The organism is Sphingomonas sp. GW821-FHT02B09 (assembly GCF_059421875.1).
Genome location: NZ_JBWKVV010000002.1, coordinates 550,139 through 570,681, shown reverse-complemented (window position 1 = coordinate 570,681; position 20,543 = coordinate 550,139). Strand labels below are relative to the sequence as shown.

Sequence of the window (20,543 nt, the reverse complement as noted above, 5' to 3'; positions counted from 1 at the left end):
TAGTAAGGAAACCGATCGAGCCTCATCACCGCAACCATATGCCATAGCCCTGCCCGCCACAGGAACAGCCGCGGCGGTAGCAGGTGACGCTGCCGCGCGCGCACCATCTTCGCGTCTTCGCGTCTTCGCGCGAGAACCCCCGTCTCAGCTCTGGAAGCGCCGCTCCGCGACGGCGGGATGCGCCTTCAGCACCTTGCCGATCCGGGTCGGCCGGTCGAGCAGTTCGCCGCCGCAATCGGGACAGCGTTCGTCGAGTTCATCGGCGCATTCGCTGCAATAGGTGCTTTCCAGCGAGCAGATGAACGCCCCCGGCGCATCCGCCGGCAGGTCGGCGCCGCAGCGCTCGCAATCGGGACGCATCGCCAGCATCAGGCCGCCGCCTGCCGCACCGCGTCGCAGATCCGGTCGACCACGGTTTCGACCTGGCGCGCGTCGTCGCCCTCGGCCATCACGCGGATGACCGGCTCGGTGCCCGACGGGCGGATGACGAGGCGGCCGGTGCCGGCAAGCTCCGCCTCGGCGGCGGCGATCACCGACTGGACCGACGCATCGTCGAGCGGCTTGCCCCCCGCGAAACGGACGTTCTTGAGCAATTGCGGCAGCGGCGCGAACCGGTGGAGCACCTCGCTCGCCGGCGCGCCGGCGCGCTTCAGCTCGGCGAGCACCTGGAGCGCGGCGACGAGGCCGTCGCCGGTGGTGCCGTAATCCGACAGGATAATATGGCCGGACTGTTCGCCGCCGACATTATAGCCCGAGCTGCGCATCTTCTCGAGCACGTAGCGGTCGCCGACCTTGGTGCGGACGAGGCCCAGTCCCTGCGCCTTGAGATGGCGTTCGAGGCCGAGGTTGGACATCACCGTCGCGACCAGCCCGCCGCCCGCCAGCCGCCCGGCGCGCGCCCAGCCCGCGGCGATCGTCGCCATCAGCTGGTCGCCGTCGATCACGCGGCCGGTCTCGTCGACGACGATCAGCCGGTCGGCGTCGCCGTCGAGCGCGATGCCGATGTCGGCGCCCGCCGCGACCACCGTCTCCGACAGCGTCTGCGGCGCGGTCGAGCCGACGCCGTCGTTGATATTGGTGCCGTTCGGCGTGATGCCGATCGAGACCACGTCCGCGCCCAGCTCCCACAGCGCCAGCGGTGCGACCTTGTAGGCGGCGCCGTTGGCGCAATCGATCACGATGCGCAGCCCGTCGAGCCGCAGGTCGCTCGGAAAGGTCGATTTGGCGAAGTGGATATAGCGGCCCTGCGCGTCGTCGATGCGGCGCGCGCGGCCGATCTGCGCCGAGGGCGACAGCGCGACGTCGCCCTCCTTGGCGCTGTCGATCAGTTGCTCGATCGTCTCTTCGGCCTCGTCGGACAATTTGTAGCCGTCGGGGCCGAACAATTTGATGCCGTTGTCGGCGAAGGGATTGTGGCTCGCCGAGATCATCACGCCGATATCGGCGCGCATCGACTGGGTGAGCATCGCCACCGCCGGGGTCGGCAGCGGCCCGACCATGATGACGTCCATGCCGACGCTGGTGAAGCCGGCGACGAGCGCGGATTCGAGCATATAGCCCGACAAGCGCGTGTCCTTGCCGATCAGCACGCGATGCTTGTGATCGCCGCGCTGGAAATAGGTGCCGGCCGCCATGCCGACCTTCATCGCCATGCTGGCGGTCATCGCGCCGGCGTTGGTCGCGCCCCTGATGCCGTCGGTACCGAAATATTTCCTTGCCATTGCGTGCGATCCGTTCCGCTATGCCGCTTGCTCGATCCCCCGATGCGCCAAGGAACCCGATGTCGCAAGCCACCCGTATCCTGCTGGCGCTCGTCGCCGGCATCGCGCTCGGTATCGCCGCGGTGGCGTTCGACAAGGATTGGGCGCTGCGCGTCACCGGCGTCACCCAGCCGATCGGCGAGGCGTGGCTGCACGGCCTGCAGATGGTGATCGTGCCGTTGATCGTCGGGCTGCTGGTGACTGGCATCGCCGCCACCGCCGAGGCGGCCCGGGCGGGGCGGATCGCCGGACGCGCGGTGGTGCTGTTCGTCGTCGTCCTGTGGTGCACGACGCTGATGTCGGCGATGGTGATGCCGGTGCTGCTCGATCTGTGGCCGCTGCCCGAGGCGTGGTCGGTCGCGCTGCGCAGCGCGCTGACCGCGACCGCGCCGCTCGGCAAGGTGCCGACGCTCGCCGATTTCTTCGCCACGATCGTGCCGACCAACGTCGTCGCGGCGGCATCGGGCGACGCCTTCCTGCCGCTAACCGTCTTCACGCTCGCCTTCGCCTTCGCGATCACCCGGTTGGAGGATGCGGCGCGGCAGCGGCTGACCGACCTGTTCCAGGCGATCACCGACGCGATGCTGGTCATCATCGGCTGGGTGTTGAAACTGGCGCCGATCGGCATCTTCGCGCTCGCCTATGGCGTCGGCGCGCGGACCGGCGCGGCGGCGTTCGGCGCGCTGATCCATTATATCGTGATGGTGTCGGCGATCGGACTGATCGTATTGCTCGCTGCCTATCCGGTGGCGCGCTTCGCCGGCGGCGTGCCGCTGCGCCGCTTCGCGCGCGCGGTGGCACCGGCGCAGGCGGTGGCGATCAGTACCCAAAGCTCGCTTGCCTCGCTGCCGGCGATGCTCAAGGGGTCGGCCGAGATCGGCGTGGCGCCGGCGACGGCGGGGATCGTGCTGCCGGTGGCGGTCGCGATCTTCCGCGCGACGAGTCCGGCGATGAACCTCGCGGTGGCGCTGTACGTCGCGCATTGGCTCGGCGTGCCGATCGGGCCGGGGCAGCTCGCCGCGGGGATCGCCACCGCGGCGATCACCACCATGGGATCCGTGTCGCTGCCGGGAACGGTGAGCTTCTTCGCCAGCGTCGCGCCGGTGGCGTTCGCGATGGGGGTGCCGATCGAGGCGCTGGGGCTGCTCGTCGCGGTGGAGACGGTGCCGGACCTGTTCCGCACCGTCGGCAACGTGACGATGGACGTCGCGGTGACCGGGGTGGTGGGGAAGCGCGACTGATCCTCCCCGCTGGCGGTGAGGGGGACCAGCGCAGCTGGTGGAGGGGGGCTTCCACAGGCGGTATGCTGGGCGGAGAGCCCCCTCCACCACCGCTACGCGGCGGTCCCCTCCCCGTGCCGGGCAGGATCAGGGGCGCCGCTCGTCGCGCGTGTTCACGCCGGCTGCGGCAGGTTCGCCGATCGCCGCCTCGCCCGCCAGCGCGTGCGCATCGTCGCCGATCGTGTCGAGATGCATCAGCTTCGTCACGAACGGCGCGAGCACCAGCACGACGACGCCGACACCCATCGAGAACCAGCCGATCCGTCCGTAGACCTCCAGCACCTGCGCCGGACCGGCCCCCTCGCCGCCGGTCGCCTGCGCGATCAGTCCGGCGATGAAATTGCCCGCTGCGGTGGCGAGAAACCAGGTCCCCATCATCAGCCCGGTCATGCTCGCCACCGACAGCCGCGTCATCGACGACAGGCCGATCGGCGAGAAGCACAATTCGCCCATCGAATGCAGCATGTAGAGCAGGATGACGAAGATCGCAGGGGTGAGGCCGCTCGCCGGCGCACCGAGGATCAGCGCGAGGAAGCCCGCGCCGACCAGCACGAGGCCGATGCCGAACTTGAACGGCGCCGAGGGTTCGATGCCGCGCTTGCCCATGGCGGTCCACACCAGCCCGAACAAGGGCGCGAGCGTGATGATGAAGAAGGAATTGACCGACTGGAACCACGACGCCGGCATTTCCCAGCCCAGTACCGTCCGGTCGACCGACTGATCGGTATAGAGGTTGAGCGACGAGCCCGCCTGTTCGAACAGCGCCCAGAACAAAGGCGACAGCGCGACGAGGAACAGCGCGGCGAAGATCCGGTGGCGCTCGACCTTCGGCAAAGCGCGGAATGAGGTGAGCAGGATATAGCCGACGGTGAACACCGATCCGGCGATCAGCACGACGCCGACCGCGCCCTGGTTGCGCACCAGCCACCACGACAAGGCGACCGCGACCAGCGCCCCGGCGTAGATCGCCCATTCGATCGACAGGCCGATCGGGGTGCGGGTCTGCAGCGCGCCCGCGACCGGCGGTTCGCCGACGTCGTACAATTCGCGGCGGAACAGCACGAAGACGATCAGGCCCAGCGCCATGCCGATCCCGGCGGCGCCGAAGCCGTAGGACCAGCCCATCCGCTCGCCGAGATAGCCGACCAGCAGCGGGCCGATGAACGCGCCCGTATTGATCCCCATGTAGAAGATCGAGAAGGCGCCGTCGCGACGGGTGTCGTCGCGCGGATAGAGCTTGCCAACCAGCACCGAGATATTGGCCTTCAGGAAGCCGGTGCCGACGATGATGAAGGCGAGCGCGAGATAGAAGCCGTTGAGCGCACTGCCCTGCATGCCGACCGGCCCCTCGACCGCGGCGATCATCAGATGGCCGACGGTGATGAACACGCCCCCCGCCAGCACCGCCTTGCGCGGCCCGAGATAGCGGTCGGCGATATAGCCGCCGATGATCGGCGTGACGTAGATCAGCGCGGTGTACGCGCCGTAGACCGCGAAGGCGGGCTGTTCGCCGAACAGGAAATGCTTGGTCAAATAGAAGACCAGGATCGCCCGCATGCCGTAATAAGAGAATCGCTCCCACATCTCCGCGAAGAACAGCAGGAACAGCCCGAGCGGGTGTCCGAGGAAGGTGCGCGCGTGGGCCGGTACGCCGCCCCCGCTCGCTGATGCGATGGCCATAAGGTCTGCAAACTCCAACACATTCATGGCGCCGGCCCGACCGGGCGGCGGATCGCGGCAACCTAACGGCTGATCCCCTGCTGTAAACATCGCCGCCACCCGCTATGAGGCGGCATCATGTTCAACGACACCAGCACGCCGCTTTCGCTGCTCGCCACCCGCCGCTCGGGCAAGCCGCGCGACCTCGTCGCCCCCGGCCCCGACGCCGCCCAGCTCGACCAGATGCTCGCCATCGCCGCGCGCACCCCCGATCACGGCAAGCTCGCGCCGTGGCGCTTCGTCGTCATCGACGATCGCGACGCACTGTCGCGGCTGCTCGCCGACGCCTATCGCGCCGAGCGGCCGCAGGCGCCGCGCGGCGACCTCGACGCGCTCGACCAGTTCGCGCGGCAGGCGCCGACCCTGGTCGTGGTGCTGTCGTCGCCGGTGACGGCAAGTCCGATCCCGTTGTGGGAGCAGGAATTGTCCGCCGGCGCGGCAACGATGAACCTGCTCCACGCGGCGCATGCGCTGGGCTTCGCGGCGGGCTGGTTGACGGGATGGCCGACCTTTTCGGACGCGGTGCGCGACGGCCTGGGCGCGACGCCCGAGCGGATCGCCGGTTTCGTCTTCATCGGCACTCCGAGCCGGCCGCTCGACGAACGGCCCCGCCCGGAGCCGGCACGGATCGTCTCGCACTGGCCCAACATGGGATAGTCCGGCCAGGTTGTTATGGACCTTTTCCGCCGTTGGTGTATTAAGTCAGCATGACAGCGTTCAGCAACGAGGACAGCCCGGTCTACATCCGGTTACGCGGCACCATCGCGGCGGGCATCCTGCGCGGTGACTATCGCGCCGGCGACCAGCTTCCCTCGGTACGCGCCTTCGCCGCCGAACATGGCGCCAATCCGCTGACCGTCGCCAAGGCCTATCAGAGCTTCCAGGACGACGGCTACGTCGAGGTCCGCCGCGGCGTCGGCATGTTCGTGCTGCCGGGTGCCTCGGAGAAATTGCGCGCGGCGGAGCGCGCGGCGTTCGTCGAGACACAATGGCCGCGGATCCGGGGTTATATCGACCTGCTCGGACTGGACGCCGCCGACCTGCTGGAGCGCGAGCAAGCATAAAAAGCGTGTTCGCGCCGACAGTTTGCGCCGCAGGCTGACGCGATATTCCGAGCTGCGTGGTGATATACCGTACGCGCGGCTGGCAAGCCACCTCCGCGTCTTCGCGTCTTCGCGCGAATCCACTCTTCTTCAGAACAGCCCCAAACTCTCAACTTCTTCGGTGGTCAGGTCGATGCCGAACATCAGCGACATGCGCATGCGATAGACGCGCGGGTCGGTGATCTCCGCGACGCTGCTGTTGTCGCCGGCGCGGCGGTGGTAGCGGCGGTCGGTGAGGCCGGCGAGGCCGTGCGGCAGGACGATGCTGGCGATGGTAAGCTGGGTGAAGCGGCTCTGCGGCGCGGTCGACGCCCAATGGTTGGACAGAGCGAGGTCGGCGTCGAACACCGCGGTCTCGTGGAAACTATATTGCGGCTGCCAGCCCTCGCCGGTGCCACGGCCATCGGTCGAGCCGGGATCGCCGCGGCGGCTGAGCATCCAGCCGTGCTCGGCATGGCGGTCGAGACGGAACCAGGCGCCGTCGGGCGCCTCCGCTTCCCAGCCGTCGGCGAGCGCCATCACCGGCGCATAGCTGCCGCCGAAGCCGGCGTCGGCGATCCACGCGCGCCCGTCGATCGTCACCAGACTGAGCGTATGGGTGAGCGGCGGCGCGTCGGTGACGCCGAGCCAGACGCGCGCGAGCAGCGGCCGGACGGCGAAGCCCAGCGCGATCAGCGCGTCCATGAACAGGCGGTTCTGCTCGAAACAATAGCCGCCGCGCTTGGCCGTCACGAGCTTGGCGAAGACCGCATCGCCGTCGATCGCGATACCGCGGCCGAGGCGGACGTCGAGATTCTCAAACGGGATCGACAGGCGATGTTCGCGCTGGAGCCGGCCGAGCCCCTCGGCGTCGGGCGTGACACGGGCGGGCAGACCGATGCGGGCGAGATAGGCGTCGAGGTCGAACATGATGGGTCCTTGGAAGCAATCCTGATCCTCCCCGGCACGGGAAGGTGGCGCCGCGCAGCGGCGACGGAGGGGGGCTTCCTCATGGTATAGCGTCCGGGGAAGCCCCCCCTCCACCACCCGGCTGCGCCGGGCGGTTCCCCTCCCCGTGCCGGGGAGGATTTTTCAGGCAGCGAACGCCTCGGCCGGCACGGCGTAGAGCACCTCGGCGCTCGCCGTCGCCGCGGCCTTCAGGCCGTGGGCCTCGGGGACGATCTGGTCGAGATAGAAGCGCACCGCGGCACGCTTCACGATCGCGAACTCCTCGTCGCCCGTCGCATGGCGACCTTCGCGTTCCATCAGCCAGCCGCAGACCGCGACCGAGGTCATCGTCAGGAACGGATAGCTGGCGGCGAGCTTGTCGTCGGCATCCGCAGTGGCGAGGCGGCGGGCGATCGCGTCGACCGCGTCGATCAGCGCGACCAGTTCGGGATGCTCGGCCTCGGCGCGCATGTCGCGGACGAGCGCGGCGAAGGCGCCGCCATTGTCGAGTGCCAGTTTGCGGCCGACGAGATCGGCGGCTTGGATGCCGTTGGTGCCCTCGTAGATCGGCGTGATCCGGGCATCGCGGAAATATTGCGCGGCGCCGGTCTCCTCGACATAGCCCATGCCGCCGTGGACCTGAATGCCGAGCGAAGCCACCTCGTTGCCGATATCGGTGCCGTGCGCCTTGGCGAGCGGCGTCACGACCTCGAGCCGGTTCTTCGCCGCACCGTCGCCGAGCCCGGCGCGATCGACCTGCCCCGCGGCATAATAGACGAGCGCGCGCGCCGCCTGCGTCTGCGCCTTCATCCGCAACAGCATGCGGCGGACGTCGGGATGGTCGACGATCCGCACCGCCTCCTTGTTCGGCGAACCCGCGCGCGCCGACTGGACGCGTTCGAGCGCATAGCCGACCGCCTTCTGCGTCGCACCCTCGGCGATCTGCACGCCCTGCAGGCCGACGTTGAGCCGCGCGTTGTTCATCATCGTGAACATCGCGCGCATCCCGGCATGTTCGGCGCCGATCAGCTCGCCGACGCAATCGTCATGATCGCCGAAGCTCAGCACGCAGGTCGGCGAGGCGTGCAGCCCCATCTTGTGCTCGATCGAGACGACGCGGACGTCGTTGAAGTCGCCCGGCGTGCCGTCGTCGTTCAACCGGAACTTCGGCACGAGGAACAGGCTGATGCCGCGCGTGCCGGCGGGCGCATCGGGAGTGCGGGCGAGGACGAGGTGGACGATATTGTCCGCCATGTCGTGGTCGCCGAACGAAATGTAGATCTTGGTGCCCTTGATCGACCATTTGCCGTCGCCGAGCGGTTTCGCCGTGGCGCGGAGCGCGCCGACGTCGCTGCCCGCCTGTGGCTCGGTGAGGTTCATCGTGCCGGTCCAGTCGCCGGTGGCGAGGTGGGGCAGATACAGCGCCTGTTGCTCGGGGCTGCCGTGGTGGATCAGCGCCTCGATCGCGCCGACGGTCAGCGTCGGGCAGAGCGCGAAGCCCATATTGGCCGAGCCGAGCGTGTCGAGCACCGCGGTCTGGATCGCGAAGGGCAGGCCCTGGCCGCCGAAATCCTCGGGCACGCCGATCGTGCCCCAGCCACCCTCGACATACTCCTTATATGCCTTGATGAAACTCGCCGGCATGTGGACGCCGTCGGGCGACCATTTCGCGCCGACCGTGTCGCCCTCGCGATTGAGCGGCGCCCATTCGCCGCTCGCAAACTGACCGACGCCTTCGAGCACCGCGTCGACCACGTCCGGGCTGGCGGCGGCGAAACGCTCGGTCGCGGCGAGTTCGCCGATGCGGACGACATGCTCGAGTACGAAACGCTGGTCGGCCACGGCTGCGGTAAAGGACATCATTCTCTCCTGGGATTGCGCACGATATAGGCCGGACGGATGGCCGATCCAAACCCGCGCATCTTACCCTACGGCATGGCTGCGCTCGCCGAGGCCGCCGCGCGAATCACCCGCGGCGAATGCGTCGCGGTGCCGACCGAGACGGTCTATGGCCTCGCCGCCGATGCCGGCAACGCCGATGCGGTCGCGGGCATCTATGCCGCCAAGGGGCGGCCGAGCTTCAATCCGCTGATCGTCCATGTTGCCGATCTCGCCGCCGCCGAACGGCTTGCGATGTTCGATGACGATGCGCGAATGCTGGCGACGTTGTTCTGGCCGGGGCCGCTGACGCTGGTGCTGCCGCTGCGCGACGGCGCGCCGATCGCGTCGCTGGTCACCGCCGGCCTGACGACGGTGGCGATCCGGGTGCCGCGGCATCGCGCGATGCAGGGGCTGATCGCCGCGGCGGGCCGACCGCTCGCCGCGCCGTCCGCCAATGCGAGCAACGGCATCAGTCCGACGCGTGCGAGCCATGTCGCGGCCAGTCTGGGTACGCGGGTGCCGCTGATCCTCGACGACGGCGCGACCGAGGCGGGGCTCGAATCGACGATTATCGCCGGTCGGACGGTCCTACGGCCGGGGCCGATCACCGCCGCCGACCTGCCGTTCGCGACGACCCCCTATATAAAGGAGTCTGCGATCACCGCGCCGGGGCAGCTCGCGACCCATTATGCACCGCGCAAACCGCTGCGGCTGGATGCGGCGGCGGCGCAGCCGGGCGAGTGGCTGATCGGGTTCGGCGCGATAGCGGGGGACGACACGCTGTCGGCGTCCGGCGACCTGCGCGAAGCGGCGGCGCGGCTCTTCGACGCGCTGCATCGCGCCGATGCCAGCGATCGCACCGGCATCGCCGTGGCACCGGTGCCGCTGGACGGGCTGGGCGAGGCGATCAACGATCGGCTGGGCCGCGCGGCGCACCGGTAGGAAGACGGATAGAGGGGCCCAACACGGCCGAAAACCCCGGTGGCGGACCACCGGGGTTCTGGCTTCGCTCGTCCTTGGGGGGCGAGCTTGGTCGGCGCTGATGCCCTTGGGGGGCGGCGCCAGCGCCGGTAAGCGGCTTACTGGAGCAGCTTCAGCACGCCCTGCTGGCTCTGGTTGGCCTGCGAGAGCATCGCGGTCGACGCCTGGCTGAGGATCTGCGCCTTGGCGAGGGCGGTCGTTTCGGCCGAGAAGTCGGCGTCCTCGATCTGGCTCTTCGCCGACGTCAGGTTGGTGACGTTGGTGGTCAGGTTGTTGACCACCGAGGTCAGACGGCTCTGGCCGGCACCGATCGAGGCGCGGGTCGTGTTGACCGACTTCTGCACGGCGTCGATCGTGTCGATCGCGGTCTTGGCGCCCGCCGCCGAGCTGATGTCGATACCGCCGGTGTTGTCGCCGGTGGTCGCCGGGGTGTAATATTTGTCGCCGGCGGCGAGCGTCTTCGACGTGCCGATGTCGGTCGAGGTCAGCGCGGTGGCGCCGCCACCCGTCTTGCCGCCGTAAGCGACGTCTTCCGCGGTGATGACGCGGCTGGTGCCGACCAGCGGACCGGCGGCGACGGTCGCCAGACCGGCAGCGACCGTGGCACCCGCCACACCGCTTACCGACGCCATGTCGAGCTTGCTGATCTTCAGGTCGACCTGATCGGTCGAGCCCGCACCGGCCTGGATCGTCACGGTCTTGTCGTTCGCCGAGTCGAACAGGCTGACGCCGTTGAACTTCGTGCCGGCGATGTTGGTCAGCTGCTTCTGCAGTTCGGCGACTTCGGTCTTCATGTTCGAGCGGTCGTCGGCCTGATAGGTGCCCGACGCCGACTGGACGGCCAGTTCGCGCATCCGCTGCAGGATGTTGGTGACTTCGCCGAGCGCGCCGTCGGCGGTCTGCGCCAGGGCAATGCCGTCGTTCGAGTTGCGGATCGCCTGGTTCATGCCGCGAACCTGCGCACCCATCGAGGTCGAGATGGCGAGGCCGGCGGCGTCGTCCTTGGCCGAGTTGATCCGCTTGCCGGTCGACAGGCGCTCCATGGCGCTCGACAGCTGGGCATTGGCGGTGGTGTTGGCGTTCGCGGAACGCATCGACGCGATGTTGGTACCGATGACGGTCATGAGATGTCTCCAAAAGCTGCGGCGCTCCCCGCCGCCCCCAGAGCGGAGGGCCGAGCCGCCAAATGAGAGAACGGCCAGTCCCGACGGGGATTTAGCGGAAAAATTCGGCCGCCGCGATTTTGCTCGGCCCTCGCATGCGTACACGCGCGCGTAGACGCGCGAGCGGCACGCGCGCGTCGCGCCCGGAAAAATTTTGCCGGTCAGGAACAAATTTTAATCCGGCATTTACTCTGGAACCCGCATTGGAGAGCTCGTCCTTGGGGGATAGCAATGCGTTCGATTTTCTCTTCCGCTGCGGTGTTGCAGCGTCACTATCCGCTCGTCTCCAGCCTGCGTGCGCAGGGCTTCGGTCTCGGCTCGTACGAGACCGGGCAGCCCGGTGCGGCGGATCTGTTCCTGATCGCCGAGGGCGAGGCGCCGCCGGCGCCGGCACGCTCGGTCATCATCGGCAGCGAAGGCCGCCACGTGCTGCCGTCGCGCAACGGCAATCCGGCACGCATCGCCTTCGGGCCGGCGGATGCCGCGGTCGGCAACGGCTTCGCCCGCGCGCTCGTCGCCGGTGCCGAGATGCCGACCGCCGCCGATCCCGAAAGCCTCGCGCTGCTGGCGCTCGCCGAGCGCGTCGCGCAGGCGGACATCACCGTGCTGATCAACGGCCCGACCGGCACCGGCAAGGAAGTGCTCGCCCGCGCGATCCACAACCAGTCGCCGCGCCGCAACGGCCCGTTCATCGCGATCAATTGCGCCGCGCTGCCCGAGACGATGCTGGAGGCGCTGCTGTTCGGTCACCAGAAGGGCGCGTTCACCGGCGCCTCGTCGGGCGGCGAAGGCTTCTTCCGCGCCGCCGACGGTGGCACCATCCTGCTCGACGAGATCGCCGAGATGCCGCTGCAACTGCAGGCCAAGCTGCTGCGCGTGCTGCAGGAGCGCGAGGTGGTGCCGATCGGCGCCTCGGTGCCGCAGGCGATCGACGTGCGCGTCATCGCCTGCGCCAACCGCGACCTGCAGGGCGAAGTCGCCGCCGGTCGCTTCCGCGCCGATCTCTATTACCGCCTGTCGGTCTTCCCGCTGTCGACCAAGCCGCTCGCCGAGCGCCCGCAGGACATTCCGGCGCTCGCCGCGACGATGATCCTGCGCCATGCCGGCACCCGCGCGGTCGTGCCGTGGCCGACCGCCGAGGCGGTCGAGACGCTGGTCGCCCACGACTGGCCGGGCAACGTCCGCGAACTGGAGAACGTGATCCAGCGCGCGCTGCTGTTCGCCGGCGGCGACACGATCGACGCCAGCCACATCGTGTTCGACCGTCCGGTCAGCTTCACCTTCCACCGCGAACCCGCCCCGGTCACGCAGCTGTTCCCGCAGGCGCCCGCCGCCGCGCCGGCAGCAGCGGCCGCGAGCGAGCCCGCCACCTTGGGCAACGTCGTGCAGATGAGCGAATTCCAGGCGATCCGCGAGACGCTGGCGGCGTGCGGCGGCAGCCGGATCGAGACCGCGCGCCGGCTCGGCATCTCCGAACGCACGCTGCGCTATCGCCTCGCCAAGGCACGCGAACAGGGTAACGACCTGGCCCGTCCGCTCAGCATGGCGGCGTCGGCATGAGCGGCGTGGCCGGAGTGGGCGGCGCGATGAGCGTCGACCGCGTGATGCAGCTGCGCGCGCAAATCCTCGAACGCAACCAGGCGCTGAGCCGCGCCAGCGCGACCGACGGCGCCGCCCCCGCGGGTGCGACGAAGCCGACCAGCTTCGCCGACACGCTGCAGGACGCGCTGAAGGACGTCAACGCCGGCCAGAACAAGGCCTCGGCGCTGTCCGAAAGCTACGAACGCGGTGAGACGGTCGACATCGCCAAGGTCATGCTGGCCCGCCAGCAGGCCTCGGTCGGATTCGAGGCGACGCTGCAAGTCCGCAACAAATTGCTGTCCGCTTACAAGGACATCATGAGCATGCCGGTGTAATCGATGAGCACTGCCCTCGCCCCCGCCTCGCCCTCGGCGCTGCCCGAGAAGTTCGCCAACCCGCTCTTGCAGATCAAGGGCGTGCTCGCCCAACCCGCGGTGCGGCGCAGCCTGCCGATGGCGATGCTCGTCGCGCTGATCGGCGCCGCCGCGCTCGCCTGGATGACCTTCGCGACGCCGACGCAGAAGACGCTGTTCACCGGCCTGACCGACGCCGACAAGCAAGCGGTGACCAGCGCGCTGACGCAGGCCAATATCACCAGCAAGATCGACGAAGGCACCGGCGCGCTGACGGTCAACGAGGACCAGTTCAGCAAGGCGCGGATGCTGCTCGCCGGCCAGGGCCTGCCCAAGCAGGCGCCGGGCGGGTACGCGATCCTCGACCAATTGCCGATGGGCGTCAGCCGCGCGGTCGAAGGCGAACGGCTGCGCCAGGCGCGCGAGACCGAACTCGCCCGTTCGATCGAGGATATCGACGCGGTCGCCGAGGCGCGCGTCCATCTCGCGATGCCCGAAGCGTCGGTGTTCGTGCGCGACAATGCCGCGCCATCGGCGTCGGTCGTGGTCAAATTGCAGGGCGGCCGTGCGCTCAGCCAGGCGCAGGTCCAGTCGATCGTCAACCTCGTCGCCTCGTCGGTGCCGGGAATGAAGCCCGAGAGCGTCACGATCGTCGACCAGATGGGCGCCTTGCTGTCCAAGCCCGGCGCCGGCGGCGTCGACGGCGACAATGACGCGCGGCTGGAGATGCAGCGCAAGACCGAGGACAAGGTGCGTCAGCAGCTCGTCCAGTTGCTCACCCCGCTGGTCGGCGCGGGCAATTTCACCGCCGAGGTGCAGGCCGACATCAACCTCGACCAGACGCAGGCGACCCGCGAGACCTACGACAAGGCCGGCACGCTGCGCGCCGAGACGGGCAATTGGGTCGGCAATCAGGCGAACGGTCCGGCGACGCCCGGCGGCATCCCCGGTGCGCTGTCCAACACGCCGCCACCCGCCAGCCAGTTGCAGACGCCGCAGCCCGCCAATGGTGCGAGCGGTGCACCCGCCGCGGCGCCGACACCGGTCGCCGGTGGCCCCGCCCCCAATCCCAACAAGCAGAGCGACAGCTTCCAGCGCGCCTACGACCTCGGCAAGGAAGTGTCGGTGACGCGTCAGGCCCCCGGTTCGGTCAAGCGGCTGTCGGTCGCGGTGCTGCTGCGCGATCCCGACAAGACGCGGCGCACCGCGATGGAGATCGGCCAGATCACCGATCTGGTGAAGAGCGCGGTCGGCTTCGACCAGGCACGCCAGGACCAGGTGACGGTGATCAGCCGCAAGTTCGCCGAAACCTCTGCCGATGCCGATGGCCCGGCCTGGTACGACAATGCCTGGCTGCCGGTGCTCGCCCGCAACGGTACCGCGATCCTGATCGCGCTGCTCGTCCTGCTGCTCGGCGTGCGTCCGCTCGCCAAGGGGCTGATGAAGAAGCGCGAGGATGCCACGCCGGCGCTCGCCGGTCCGGGCGCCACGCCGGTCGGCGGCGAGACCGACGGCATCACCGTGCACGAGGCGGTCAGCCTCGACCGGCTCGAGGCGTCGCAGACGGTCGACGACCGGATCGGCGCAGTCCGCGGCTTCACTCGCGACAATCCGGCGCGTGCCGCGCTGGCGATCCGCGACATGATCAAGGCCGACGCCAAGTGAGCACCGTTGCCCCTGCCCGCACCTATACCGGCGTCGAACGCGCCGCGGTGCTGATGATGCTGGTCGGCGAGGACGAGGCCGCGGCCATCCTCCAAAAGCTCGATCCCGAGGAGGTGCGCCAGCTCGGCTCGGCGATGTTCGCGGTCGCCGACGTTTCCGAACAGGAGATGGAGGACGTGCTCGACGATTTCGTCGGCAAGGCGCGCGAGCGCACCGGCGTCACCTTCGAACCGCGCCCGCGGATCGAGGCGGTGATGAACCGTGCGCTCGGCGCCGAAAAGGCGGAGAGCGTCCTCGCCCGCATCACCCCGCCCGAGGCGGCGTGCGAACTCGAATTGCTCGACTGGCTCGACGCCAGCGAGATCGCGCAGATGATCGAGAAGGAGCATCCGCAGATCGCCGCGGTGATGATCGCCAACCTCGATCCCGCGGTCGGTGGCCAGGTGCTCGAACTGCTGCCCGACGCGGTGCAGCCCGATATCCTCCACCGTATCGCACGGCTGGGACCGATCAACGCCGATGCGATCGACACGCTGAAGACGGTGCTCGCCAACCGGCGCGGCGGCAGCGGCGGCGGCGGCTCGGCGAGCGGCCTGTCGCTGGGCGGCACGCGCGAGGCGGCGAAGATCCTGCAGGGCGCGCGCAAGGCGACCGAACAGCGGGTGCTGCCGAAATTGTTCAAGATCGACAAGGACGTCGCCAAGGCGATCGAGGAGGCGATGTTCGTCTTCGACAATCTGCTCGACATGGACGACAAGAATCTCGGCACGCTCATCCGCAACGTCGACGGCGACATCCTGTCGCGCGCGCTCAAGGGTGTCGACGAGACGGCGCGCAACCGCTTCCTCGGCTGCATGTCGGCGCGTGCCGCCGACGGCATCCGCGACGAGATGGAGGCACGCGGGCCGATGAAGCTCGCCGAGGTGCTGGAGGCGCAGAAGGCGATGATCGGCATCGCCCGCAACCTCGCCAAGGACGGCACGATCATGATGGGCGCAGGCGACGACGATTATGTCTGACTTCGTCGCGGGTTTCGCCGCACGCCACGACACCGCCGCGCATCTGTTGCAGGCCGCCTTCGCGCCCCCCGCCGGCTTTTCGCCGCGCGAGATGTGGGCGACGCTGGAACGCACGATGGGCGGCGCTGCCGCCGCCGCGCCGGCACCCGAGCCGCGCAGCGGCCCGCGCCACTTCAGCCCCGCCGACCCCGGCGGCGACAAGCCGACGCGCGGCTGGGACCCGCTCGACACCGAGGCGGAGCCGAGCGGCTTCATCGACCCGGTCGAGACCGCGCACGCCGCCGGCTATGCCGAGGGACTGGCCGCCGCCGCCGCCGCCGCGCGCGCCTCCGGCGACCGCGACCGCGCGCTGCTCACCCAGCTCGCCGCGGCGCTCGCCAACGGCCACCAGCTCGACCGCGACCATATCGCCGGGCAATTGCGCCAGACGGTGCTGCTGCTGGTCAACAAACTGGTCGGCGAATGCGGCGTCGCCCCCGCGGTGCTCAACGCCCGGATCGAGGCGGCGGCGGAGCTGCTGGCGGAGGCCGGCGAATCGGCACTGCTGCGGCTCCATCCCGACGACCTGCCGCTGGTCGAGGGATCGCTGCCCAAGACGATCTTCGCCGCCGGCGACGCCTCGCTGACGCGCGGCAGCTTCGTGCTCGAAAGCGCCTCGACGCTGGTCGAGGACGGCCCCGAATTGTGGCTCGGCCAGCTCGCCGAGGCGATCGACCGCGTGCCCGTGCCGACGCTGGAGGAGCGCGGGTGTTGAACCGCTTCACCGCCGATTACCTCGAAACGCTCGCCGCCGCCGACTTCCGCCCGACGCCCAAGGTGTCGGGGCGGCTCTCGTCCTACGACGGGTTGCTGATGGAGGCGGTCGGCCTGTCGCTGCCCGTCGGCACGATCTGCGAGATCGGCGGCCATGGTGACGCCAAGGTCGAGGCGGAGGTGATCGGCTTCCGCAACGGCCGGACGCTGCTGATGAACCTCGGCGGCCCCGCCGCCCTGCTGCCGCGCGCGCCGGTACGCCCGATCGGCGCGCCCGGCGAGGCGGAGGTCGGCGCGGCGATGCTCGGCCGCGTCGTCGACGGCGCGGGACGGCCGATCGACGGGCTCGGCCCGATCCGCGGCGCGGGCAAATGGCCGCTCGCCGGCAAGCTGCAATCGCCGCTCGACCGTGGCCGCGTGCTCGAACCGATGGACGTCGGCGTGCGCGCGATCAACGGGCTGCTGACGATCGGCCAGGGCCAGCGCGTCGGCATCATGGCCGGCTCGGGCGTCGGCAAGTCGGTGCTGCTCGGCATGATGGTTCGCGCCGCGCAGGCGGACGTGATCGTCATCGGCCTGATCGGCGAGCGCAGCCGCGAGGTCGCCGACTTCCTCGAGACCAAGGTCGCCGGTGCCGCGCGCCAGCGCTCGGTCGTCGTCGCGGTGCCAGCGAACCATTCGCCGGTGCTGCGCATCCGCGGCGCGCTGCGCGCCACCGCGATCGCCGAAGCCTTCCGCAACGAAGGCAAGAAGGTGCTGCTGATCATGGACAGCCTCACCCGCGTCGCCCACGCCGGCCGCGAGATCGGGCTGGCGCTGGGCGAGCCCGCCTCCGCGCGCGGCTATCCGCCGTCGGCGATCGCCATGCTGCCCAACCTCATCGAACGCGCCGGCACCGACGTGCGCACCGGCGGCTCGATCACCGCGATCTACACCGTGCTCGCCGACGGCGACGACGGCAACGATCCGGTCGTCGATTCGGCGCGCTCGATCCTCGACGGCCATATCGTGCTCAACCGCCATCTCGCCGAGCGCGGCGTCTATCCGGCGATCGACATCGGCCCCTCGGTCAGCCGCGTGATGACCGACATCGCGCATGCCGATCACATCCATGCCGCACGCGTGCTGCGCCGCCATCTCGCGACCTATGAGGAGAATCGCGACTTGGTGCTGATGGGCGCCTATCGCCCCGGTGCCGATCCGGCGATCGACGCGGCGATCGCTGCGCATCCGGCGGTGATGGAATATATCAAACAGGGGTCGGACGAGATCGTCTCGCTCGGTGATGCGATCGGCGAGCTGACCGGCGTGTTCGGTGCCTGACGCCAGGAAACTCGCGCGCATCCATCGCGTGCGCACGCTCCAGCTCGGCCTGACCCGTGCCGACGAGGTGCGCGCGCACGAGAAGTTCGCCAGCGAGGAGCATCTCGCCCGCCGCATCCAGGCGCTCGCCGATGCGGTGTCGCCGACGCCGGACACGCGCGCCAGCGCCGCGGCAATGGGCGCACAGGCGCATTTCCGCGACCGTCTGCACCAATCGTCGGCGGCAGCACAGGCGCGGCTCCAGTCCGCCGAAACGTTCGTCAACCGCGCCACCGAGGCGACCCGGTCCGCCAAGCGCGATCAGAGCGCGATCGAGAAACTGCTCGAGCGGGCACGCCGCGCCGCCGCGGTCGCCGAGATGCGTGCGCTGGAGGAAACGCCGCCCGTTTCGCCGCTGAAAGCAAAACGGCACGATCCTTGCTGATCGCAGCGGGACACCCTCTCGACGAGATTGCCCCGATGATCACCCCCGCCACTGCCGTCGCCACGATCGCCCCCGGCCTGCCGGGCAAGGGCGCGTCGCCGGCCGGCGGCGAGATGTTCGCTCTGTCGATGCTGGCGGTGGGCGGAGAGGCGGATGGGGCGGCCTTGCCCGCCACGGCGGCCGCCCCCGTACCGATGACCGGACCGGTGGCGCCGATCGAGACCGGCCGGCAAGGCTTTGCCGCTCCCGGCATGCCGCTGCCGACCGAGGCGGTGCCGGCGCGGGTCGATCCGGCGCTCGCGTGGCTGGCGGCGGTCGACATTCCCGTGCCTGCGCCACTCGACGTGCCGCCGGCGCTTGCCGCCGTACCGGTGGCCGAGATTGCGATGCCCACGCCGCGGCCCGTCCGGCCGGTGGCGAACAACGGCGCATCGGTAATGGTGCTCGCGGCGACCGTACCCGATGCGGCCGTCGCGCCGGCCGATCCGCTGCCGATCGCAACCGCACCGGTCGACTCGCCGGCGGCGCCGGCGACCCCGGATATCCCGGCGCGGCAGCCCGATACGGCCACGCGTTCGGCCGCCAAGACGGTTGAACGTCAGCCGACACCGGCCGCCGCGATGACGGCTGCCGCACCGGCACCCGATAGTGCACCGGTGGTCACGACCGTCCCGGTGATGACATCGGTCGCACCGCAAGTCGGCGACGCTCCACAAACGGTGCCGGGTGCGGATGCCGTCGTCGTTACGCCCGACGCTCCCACGAAGCGCAGCGTCGGCAGGGCCGAAGCGCCGGCGCGGGGCACACGCACCGCCGCACCGCGTCTCGCCGAACCGGTCATGCCGACTCTGCCCGAACCGGACGAGGCCCCCGTATCCGCCAGCAATCAGGGTGACGAGGCCGCCGTCCCGGTGGCCGTCGACACGCCGGCCTTGCCGCAGCCGGACGCCGTGGTGATCGCCCAGGCCGCGCCGGCGCCCACACCGCCGCCGACGCCGGTCGTCGCGGAACAGCCGCAGCCGGCCCGCCGCGTCGCGCTGGCCACCAAAACGACGGCGGCGGCCCCCATGACCCCGTCGGCGATGCCGCAGGTCGCCGCACGCGACGCCGCATCGACCCCACAGACGGAAGCGTCCGTCCCTGTCACGGCACCGATGAGCTCGCCCGTACCGGCGGCGCCGACAACTGCACCGACGCCCTCCGCGCCGAAGCCGGTGATCGATCAAGCCACAGCGTCACCGCCGCCGGCAAAGCGCTCGGACGATGCCCCGCCGGTCGTGGCACAGCGCGTTGCCGACACCGCTCCGCCGCCTGCATCCGCGGCGCCAGTGACCGGGGCGATGGCGCCGGTCGCAGCGCCGGTGCAGATCGCGCGGTCGCAGCCGGGTGGCGGCGCTACCGTCAGCCCGGCGACGACGCAGGCGCGGCCCGCACAACGTCAGACGACGACACCGGTCCCGCAAACGGCCTTGGACCCGGCCCCGCCGACCATGACCGTCAATCGTGCTGCGGTCGCGACCGCACCGGTCACGACCGTCACCGCGCCGCTCTCCTCACCGGTCGCATCGACCGCCGCTACCGCCAACGTCCCGCCGCCCTCCACCCTCGCGGCGGCCACGCCGGCAGATGCCACCCCGGTCACCCCCGCTACGCAACCGACGGTCGCTGCGCCGGTGCCCGCGACCGCGACCGCGCCCGCGCCCGCCGCAATACCAACCGCGGTCGCGCCCCCCGTCATCGCAGCGGCAGCGCCGGTCGCGGTCGCCGGCGCGCCCGTGATAGCCGGTCCCGCGCCTGCCACCCCGGCACCCCAGCCGCGCGCGTTCGTGCGGGAGGTCGGCGGCACGGTCCGTCAGACGGTCGCGCTGCGCCCGCAGGCGGCGGCGCTGCCGCAACCGCCCGCGGGCACGACCGCGCCGGCCTCGCAGGTGTTCGGCGCCGCGATCCACGCCGCCGCCGGTGCCGACGAGCGCCGCGCCGCCGAGCCGGTCGAGCTGGCGCCGACCGCGGCACCCGCGCTCACGCCGGTCGTCGGTGGCAATGCCGTCGTCGATTCGCAGCCGACGCTCGACCTGCGCCAGAACGGCTGGCCGGCGGCGATGATCGACCATATCGAGACGCTGCGCGATGCGGCCAATGCCACCGACACGCGCATCCGCCTCGTCCCCGATGCGCTCGGCGTGATCGACATCGCAGTGAAGACGGTCGGCGACGCGATCCACGTCCGCTTCGCCGCCGCCGACGCGACGACGCGGACGCTGATCGAGGATGCGCAGCCACGCCTTGCCGCGATCGCCGAGGAACGCGGCCTGCGCATCGGCCAGACCGTGGTCGAGGCGGCGCCGGCCAGCCAGACGAACACGGGTCAGCCGCAGGGCCAGTCGTCCCAAAGCCAGTCGTCCCAAAGCCAGTCGTCCCAAGGCCAGTCCACCAGCCAGTCCGCCGGCCAGAGCACGAGCGGTCAGCCGCAAGCCAATCAGGCGCAGACCGGCCAGCAGCAGCAGCCGCGCCAGAACCAGACCTCCGCGCGCCAGCCGGCCTCGCCGCCGCGGGCGCCCTCCCCCCACACCGACGCCGCCGCCGACGGCCGCGTCGCCTGACATTCTGAGGA

18 protein-coding genes are annotated in these 20,543 nt (G+C 70.2%); 12 read left to right on the top strand and 6 right to left on the bottom strand.

Translation table 11 applies throughout. The annotated features are described in order from the left end of the window. Window positions 1-144: 144 nt before the first annotated feature. The gene (locus AC07U4_RS10665; protein ID WP_495179469.1) at window positions 145-369 is read right to left on the bottom strand and encodes a DUF1272 domain-containing protein; all 225 of its coding nucleotides are present in this window, start codon (window positions 367-369) and stop codon (window positions 145-147) included. Continuing rightward, window positions 369-1,721: a phosphoglucosamine mutase gene (gene glmM / locus AC07U4_RS10660; protein WP_038663962.1), complete on the bottom strand. Its 1,353-nt coding sequence runs from the start codon at window positions 1,719-1,721 to the stop codon at window positions 369-371. Before glmM ends, AC07U4_RS10665 begins: the two co-directional genes overlap by 1 nt. A 59-nt stretch (window positions 1,722-1,780) precedes the next feature. Here glmM and AC07U4_RS10655 point away from each other — a divergent pair, with 59 nt between their 5' ends. Beyond that, window positions 1,781-3,001 carry a dicarboxylate/amino acid:cation symporter gene (locus AC07U4_RS10655; RefSeq protein ID WP_038663964.1) on the top strand — a complete coding sequence of 407 codons (1,221 nt, stop codon included), beginning with the start codon at window positions 1,781-1,783 and terminating at the stop codon, window positions 2,999-3,001. Window positions 3,002-3,127: 126 nt separating this feature from the next. Here the strand turns inward: AC07U4_RS10655 and AC07U4_RS10650 are convergent, their stop codons facing one another. Next, window positions 3,128-4,720 (bottom strand): peptide MFS transporter, encoded by a 1,593-nt coding sequence (locus tag AC07U4_RS10650; protein ID WP_495195388.1) that lies wholly within the window; start codon window positions 4,718-4,720, stop codon window positions 3,128-3,130. Between the two features lie 117 nt (window positions 4,721-4,837). On the opposite strand from AC07U4_RS10650, the gene AC07U4_RS10645 reads away from it, so the two are divergent. Further along, on the top strand, window positions 4,838-5,416 hold the full coding sequence (locus AC07U4_RS10645; RefSeq protein WP_495195387.1) for a nitroreductase family protein: 579 nt from the start codon (window positions 4,838-4,840) through the stop codon (window positions 5,414-5,416). A gap of 50 nt (window positions 5,417-5,466) precedes the next feature. After that, window positions 5,467-5,823, top strand: coding sequence for a GntR family transcriptional regulator (locus tag AC07U4_RS10640; RefSeq protein ID WP_038663973.1), 357 nt, complete (start codon window positions 5,467-5,469; stop codon window positions 5,821-5,823). A 129-nt stretch (window positions 5,824-5,952) separates the two neighbouring features. Here AC07U4_RS10640 and AC07U4_RS10635 read toward each other — a convergent pair whose 3' ends face one another. Both AC07U4_RS10635 and AC07U4_RS10630 read right to left on the bottom strand, forming a co-directional pair. Beyond that, window positions 5,953-6,771 carry an arylamine N-acetyltransferase family protein gene (locus AC07U4_RS10635; RefSeq protein WP_495195386.1) on the bottom strand — a complete coding sequence of 273 codons (819 nt, stop codon included), beginning with the start codon at window positions 6,769-6,771 and terminating at the stop codon, window positions 5,953-5,955. Window positions 6,772-6,933: 162 nt separating this feature from the next. Next, the gene (locus tag AC07U4_RS10630; RefSeq protein ID WP_495195385.1) at window positions 6,934-8,652 is read right to left on the bottom strand and encodes an acyl-CoA dehydrogenase family protein; all 1,719 of its coding nucleotides are present in this window, start codon (window positions 8,650-8,652) and stop codon (window positions 6,934-6,936) included. A gap of 36 nt (window positions 8,653-8,688) precedes the next feature. Here AC07U4_RS10630 and AC07U4_RS10625 point away from each other — a divergent pair, with 36 nt between their 5' ends. Further along, window positions 8,689-9,612: an L-threonylcarbamoyladenylate synthase gene (locus AC07U4_RS10625; protein ID WP_495195384.1), complete on the top strand. Its 924-nt coding sequence runs from the start codon at window positions 8,689-8,691 to the stop codon at window positions 9,610-9,612. Window positions 9,613-9,749: 137 nt separating this feature from the next. On the opposite strand, the gene AC07U4_RS10620 is transcribed toward AC07U4_RS10625, so the two are convergent. Next, on the bottom strand, window positions 9,750-10,775 hold the full coding sequence (locus AC07U4_RS10620) for a flagellin N-terminal helical domain-containing protein (RefSeq protein ID WP_038663983.1): 1,026 nt from the start codon (window positions 10,773-10,775) through the stop codon (window positions 9,750-9,752). A gap of 270 nt (window positions 10,776-11,045) precedes the next feature. Between AC07U4_RS10620 and AC07U4_RS10615 the strand changes: the two genes are divergently transcribed. The 8 genes from AC07U4_RS10615 to AC07U4_RS10580 are packed head-to-tail and all read left to right on the top strand — an operon-like array spanning window position 11,046 to window position 20,532. Then, window positions 11,046-12,374 carry a sigma-54 interaction domain-containing protein gene (locus AC07U4_RS10615; protein ID WP_495179477.1) on the top strand — a complete coding sequence of 443 codons (1,329 nt, stop codon included), beginning with the start codon at window positions 11,046-11,048 and terminating at the stop codon, window positions 12,372-12,374. Continuing rightward, window positions 12,371-12,730, top strand: coding sequence for a flagellar hook-basal body complex protein FliE (gene fliE / locus AC07U4_RS10610; RefSeq protein ID WP_038663991.1), 360 nt, complete (start codon window positions 12,371-12,373; stop codon window positions 12,728-12,730). Before AC07U4_RS10615 ends, fliE begins: the two co-directional genes overlap by 4 nt. Window positions 12,731-12,733: 3 nt before the next feature. Beyond that, on the top strand, window positions 12,734-14,413 hold the full coding sequence (gene fliF / locus AC07U4_RS10605; protein ID WP_137899279.1) for a flagellar basal-body MS-ring/collar protein FliF: 1,680 nt from the start codon (window positions 12,734-12,736) through the stop codon (window positions 14,411-14,413). Continuing rightward, complete coding sequence (gene fliG / locus AC07U4_RS10600; RefSeq protein WP_283214460.1) at window positions 14,410-15,432, top strand: flagellar motor switch protein FliG; 1,023 nt, start codon at window positions 14,410-14,412, stop codon at window positions 15,430-15,432. The genes fliF and fliG overlap by 4 nt, the downstream gene beginning before the upstream one ends. After that, window positions 15,425-16,186: a FliH/SctL family protein gene (locus AC07U4_RS10595; RefSeq protein ID WP_038664002.1), complete on the top strand. Its 762-nt coding sequence runs from the start codon at window positions 15,425-15,427 to the stop codon at window positions 16,184-16,186. Before fliG ends, AC07U4_RS10595 begins: the two co-directional genes overlap by 8 nt. Further along, window positions 16,180-17,508: a FliI/YscN family ATPase gene (locus AC07U4_RS10590; protein ID WP_038664005.1), complete on the top strand. Its 1,329-nt coding sequence runs from the start codon at window positions 16,180-16,182 to the stop codon at window positions 17,506-17,508. Before AC07U4_RS10595 ends, AC07U4_RS10590 begins: the two co-directional genes overlap by 7 nt. Next, on the top strand, window positions 17,501-17,932 hold the full coding sequence (locus AC07U4_RS10585) for a hypothetical protein (RefSeq protein ID WP_495195383.1): 432 nt from the start codon (window positions 17,501-17,503) through the stop codon (window positions 17,930-17,932). Before AC07U4_RS10590 ends, AC07U4_RS10585 begins: the two co-directional genes overlap by 8 nt. Before the next feature lie 35 nt (window positions 17,933-17,967). Further along, complete coding sequence (locus AC07U4_RS10580; protein ID WP_495195382.1) at window positions 17,968-20,532, top strand: flagellar hook-length control protein FliK; 2,565 nt, start codon at window positions 17,968-17,970, stop codon at window positions 20,530-20,532. Window positions 20,533-20,543: the final 11 nt, after the last annotated feature.

What these genes read in the sequence shown, in the direction of transcription:
- AC07U4_RS10665 (WP_495179469.1), bottom strand. Translation starts at nt 369, where the DNA reads ATGCTGGCGATGCGTCCCGATTGCGAGCGCTGCGGCGCCGACCTGCCG.
- glmM (WP_038663962.1), bottom strand. Translation starts at nt 1,721, where the DNA reads ATGGCAAGGAAATATTTCGGTACCGACGGCATCAGGGGCGCGACCAAC.
- AC07U4_RS10655 (WP_038663964.1), top strand. Translation starts at nt 1,781, where the DNA reads ATGTCGCAAGCCACCCGTATCCTGCTGGCGCTCGTCGCCGGCATCGCG.
- AC07U4_RS10650 (WP_495195388.1), bottom strand. Translation starts at nt 4,720, where the DNA reads ATGGCCATCGCATCAGCGAGCGGGGGCGGCGTACCGGCCCACGCGCGC.
- AC07U4_RS10645 (WP_495195387.1), top strand. Translation starts at nt 4,838, where the DNA reads ATGTTCAACGACACCAGCACGCCGCTTTCGCTGCTCGCCACCCGCCGC.
- AC07U4_RS10640 (WP_038663973.1), top strand. Translation starts at nt 5,467, where the DNA reads ATGACAGCGTTCAGCAACGAGGACAGCCCGGTCTACATCCGGTTACGC.
- AC07U4_RS10635 (WP_495195386.1), bottom strand. Translation starts at nt 6,771, where the DNA reads ATGTTCGACCTCGACGCCTATCTCGCCCGCATCGGTCTGCCCGCCCGT.
- AC07U4_RS10630 (WP_495195385.1), bottom strand. Translation starts at nt 8,652, where the DNA reads ATGATGTCCTTTACCGCAGCCGTGGCCGACCAGCGTTTCGTACTCGAG.
- AC07U4_RS10625 (WP_495195384.1), top strand. Translation starts at nt 8,689, where the DNA reads ATGGCCGATCCAAACCCGCGCATCTTACCCTACGGCATGGCTGCGCTC.
- AC07U4_RS10620 (WP_038663983.1), bottom strand. Translation starts at nt 10,775, where the DNA reads ATGACCGTCATCGGTACCAACATCGCGTCGATGCGTTCCGCGAACGCC.
- AC07U4_RS10615 (WP_495179477.1), top strand. Translation starts at nt 11,046, where the DNA reads ATGCGTTCGATTTTCTCTTCCGCTGCGGTGTTGCAGCGTCACTATCCG.
- fliE (WP_038663991.1), top strand. Translation starts at nt 12,371, where the DNA reads ATGAGCGGCGTGGCCGGAGTGGGCGGCGCGATGAGCGTCGACCGCGTG.
- fliF (WP_137899279.1), top strand. Translation starts at nt 12,734, where the DNA reads ATGAGCACTGCCCTCGCCCCCGCCTCGCCCTCGGCGCTGCCCGAGAAG.
- AC07U4_RS10595 (WP_038664002.1), top strand. Translation starts at nt 15,425, where the DNA reads ATGTCTGACTTCGTCGCGGGTTTCGCCGCACGCCACGACACCGCCGCG.
- AC07U4_RS10580 (WP_495195382.1), top strand. Translation starts at nt 17,968, where the DNA reads ATGATCACCCCCGCCACTGCCGTCGCCACGATCGCCCCCGGCCTGCCG.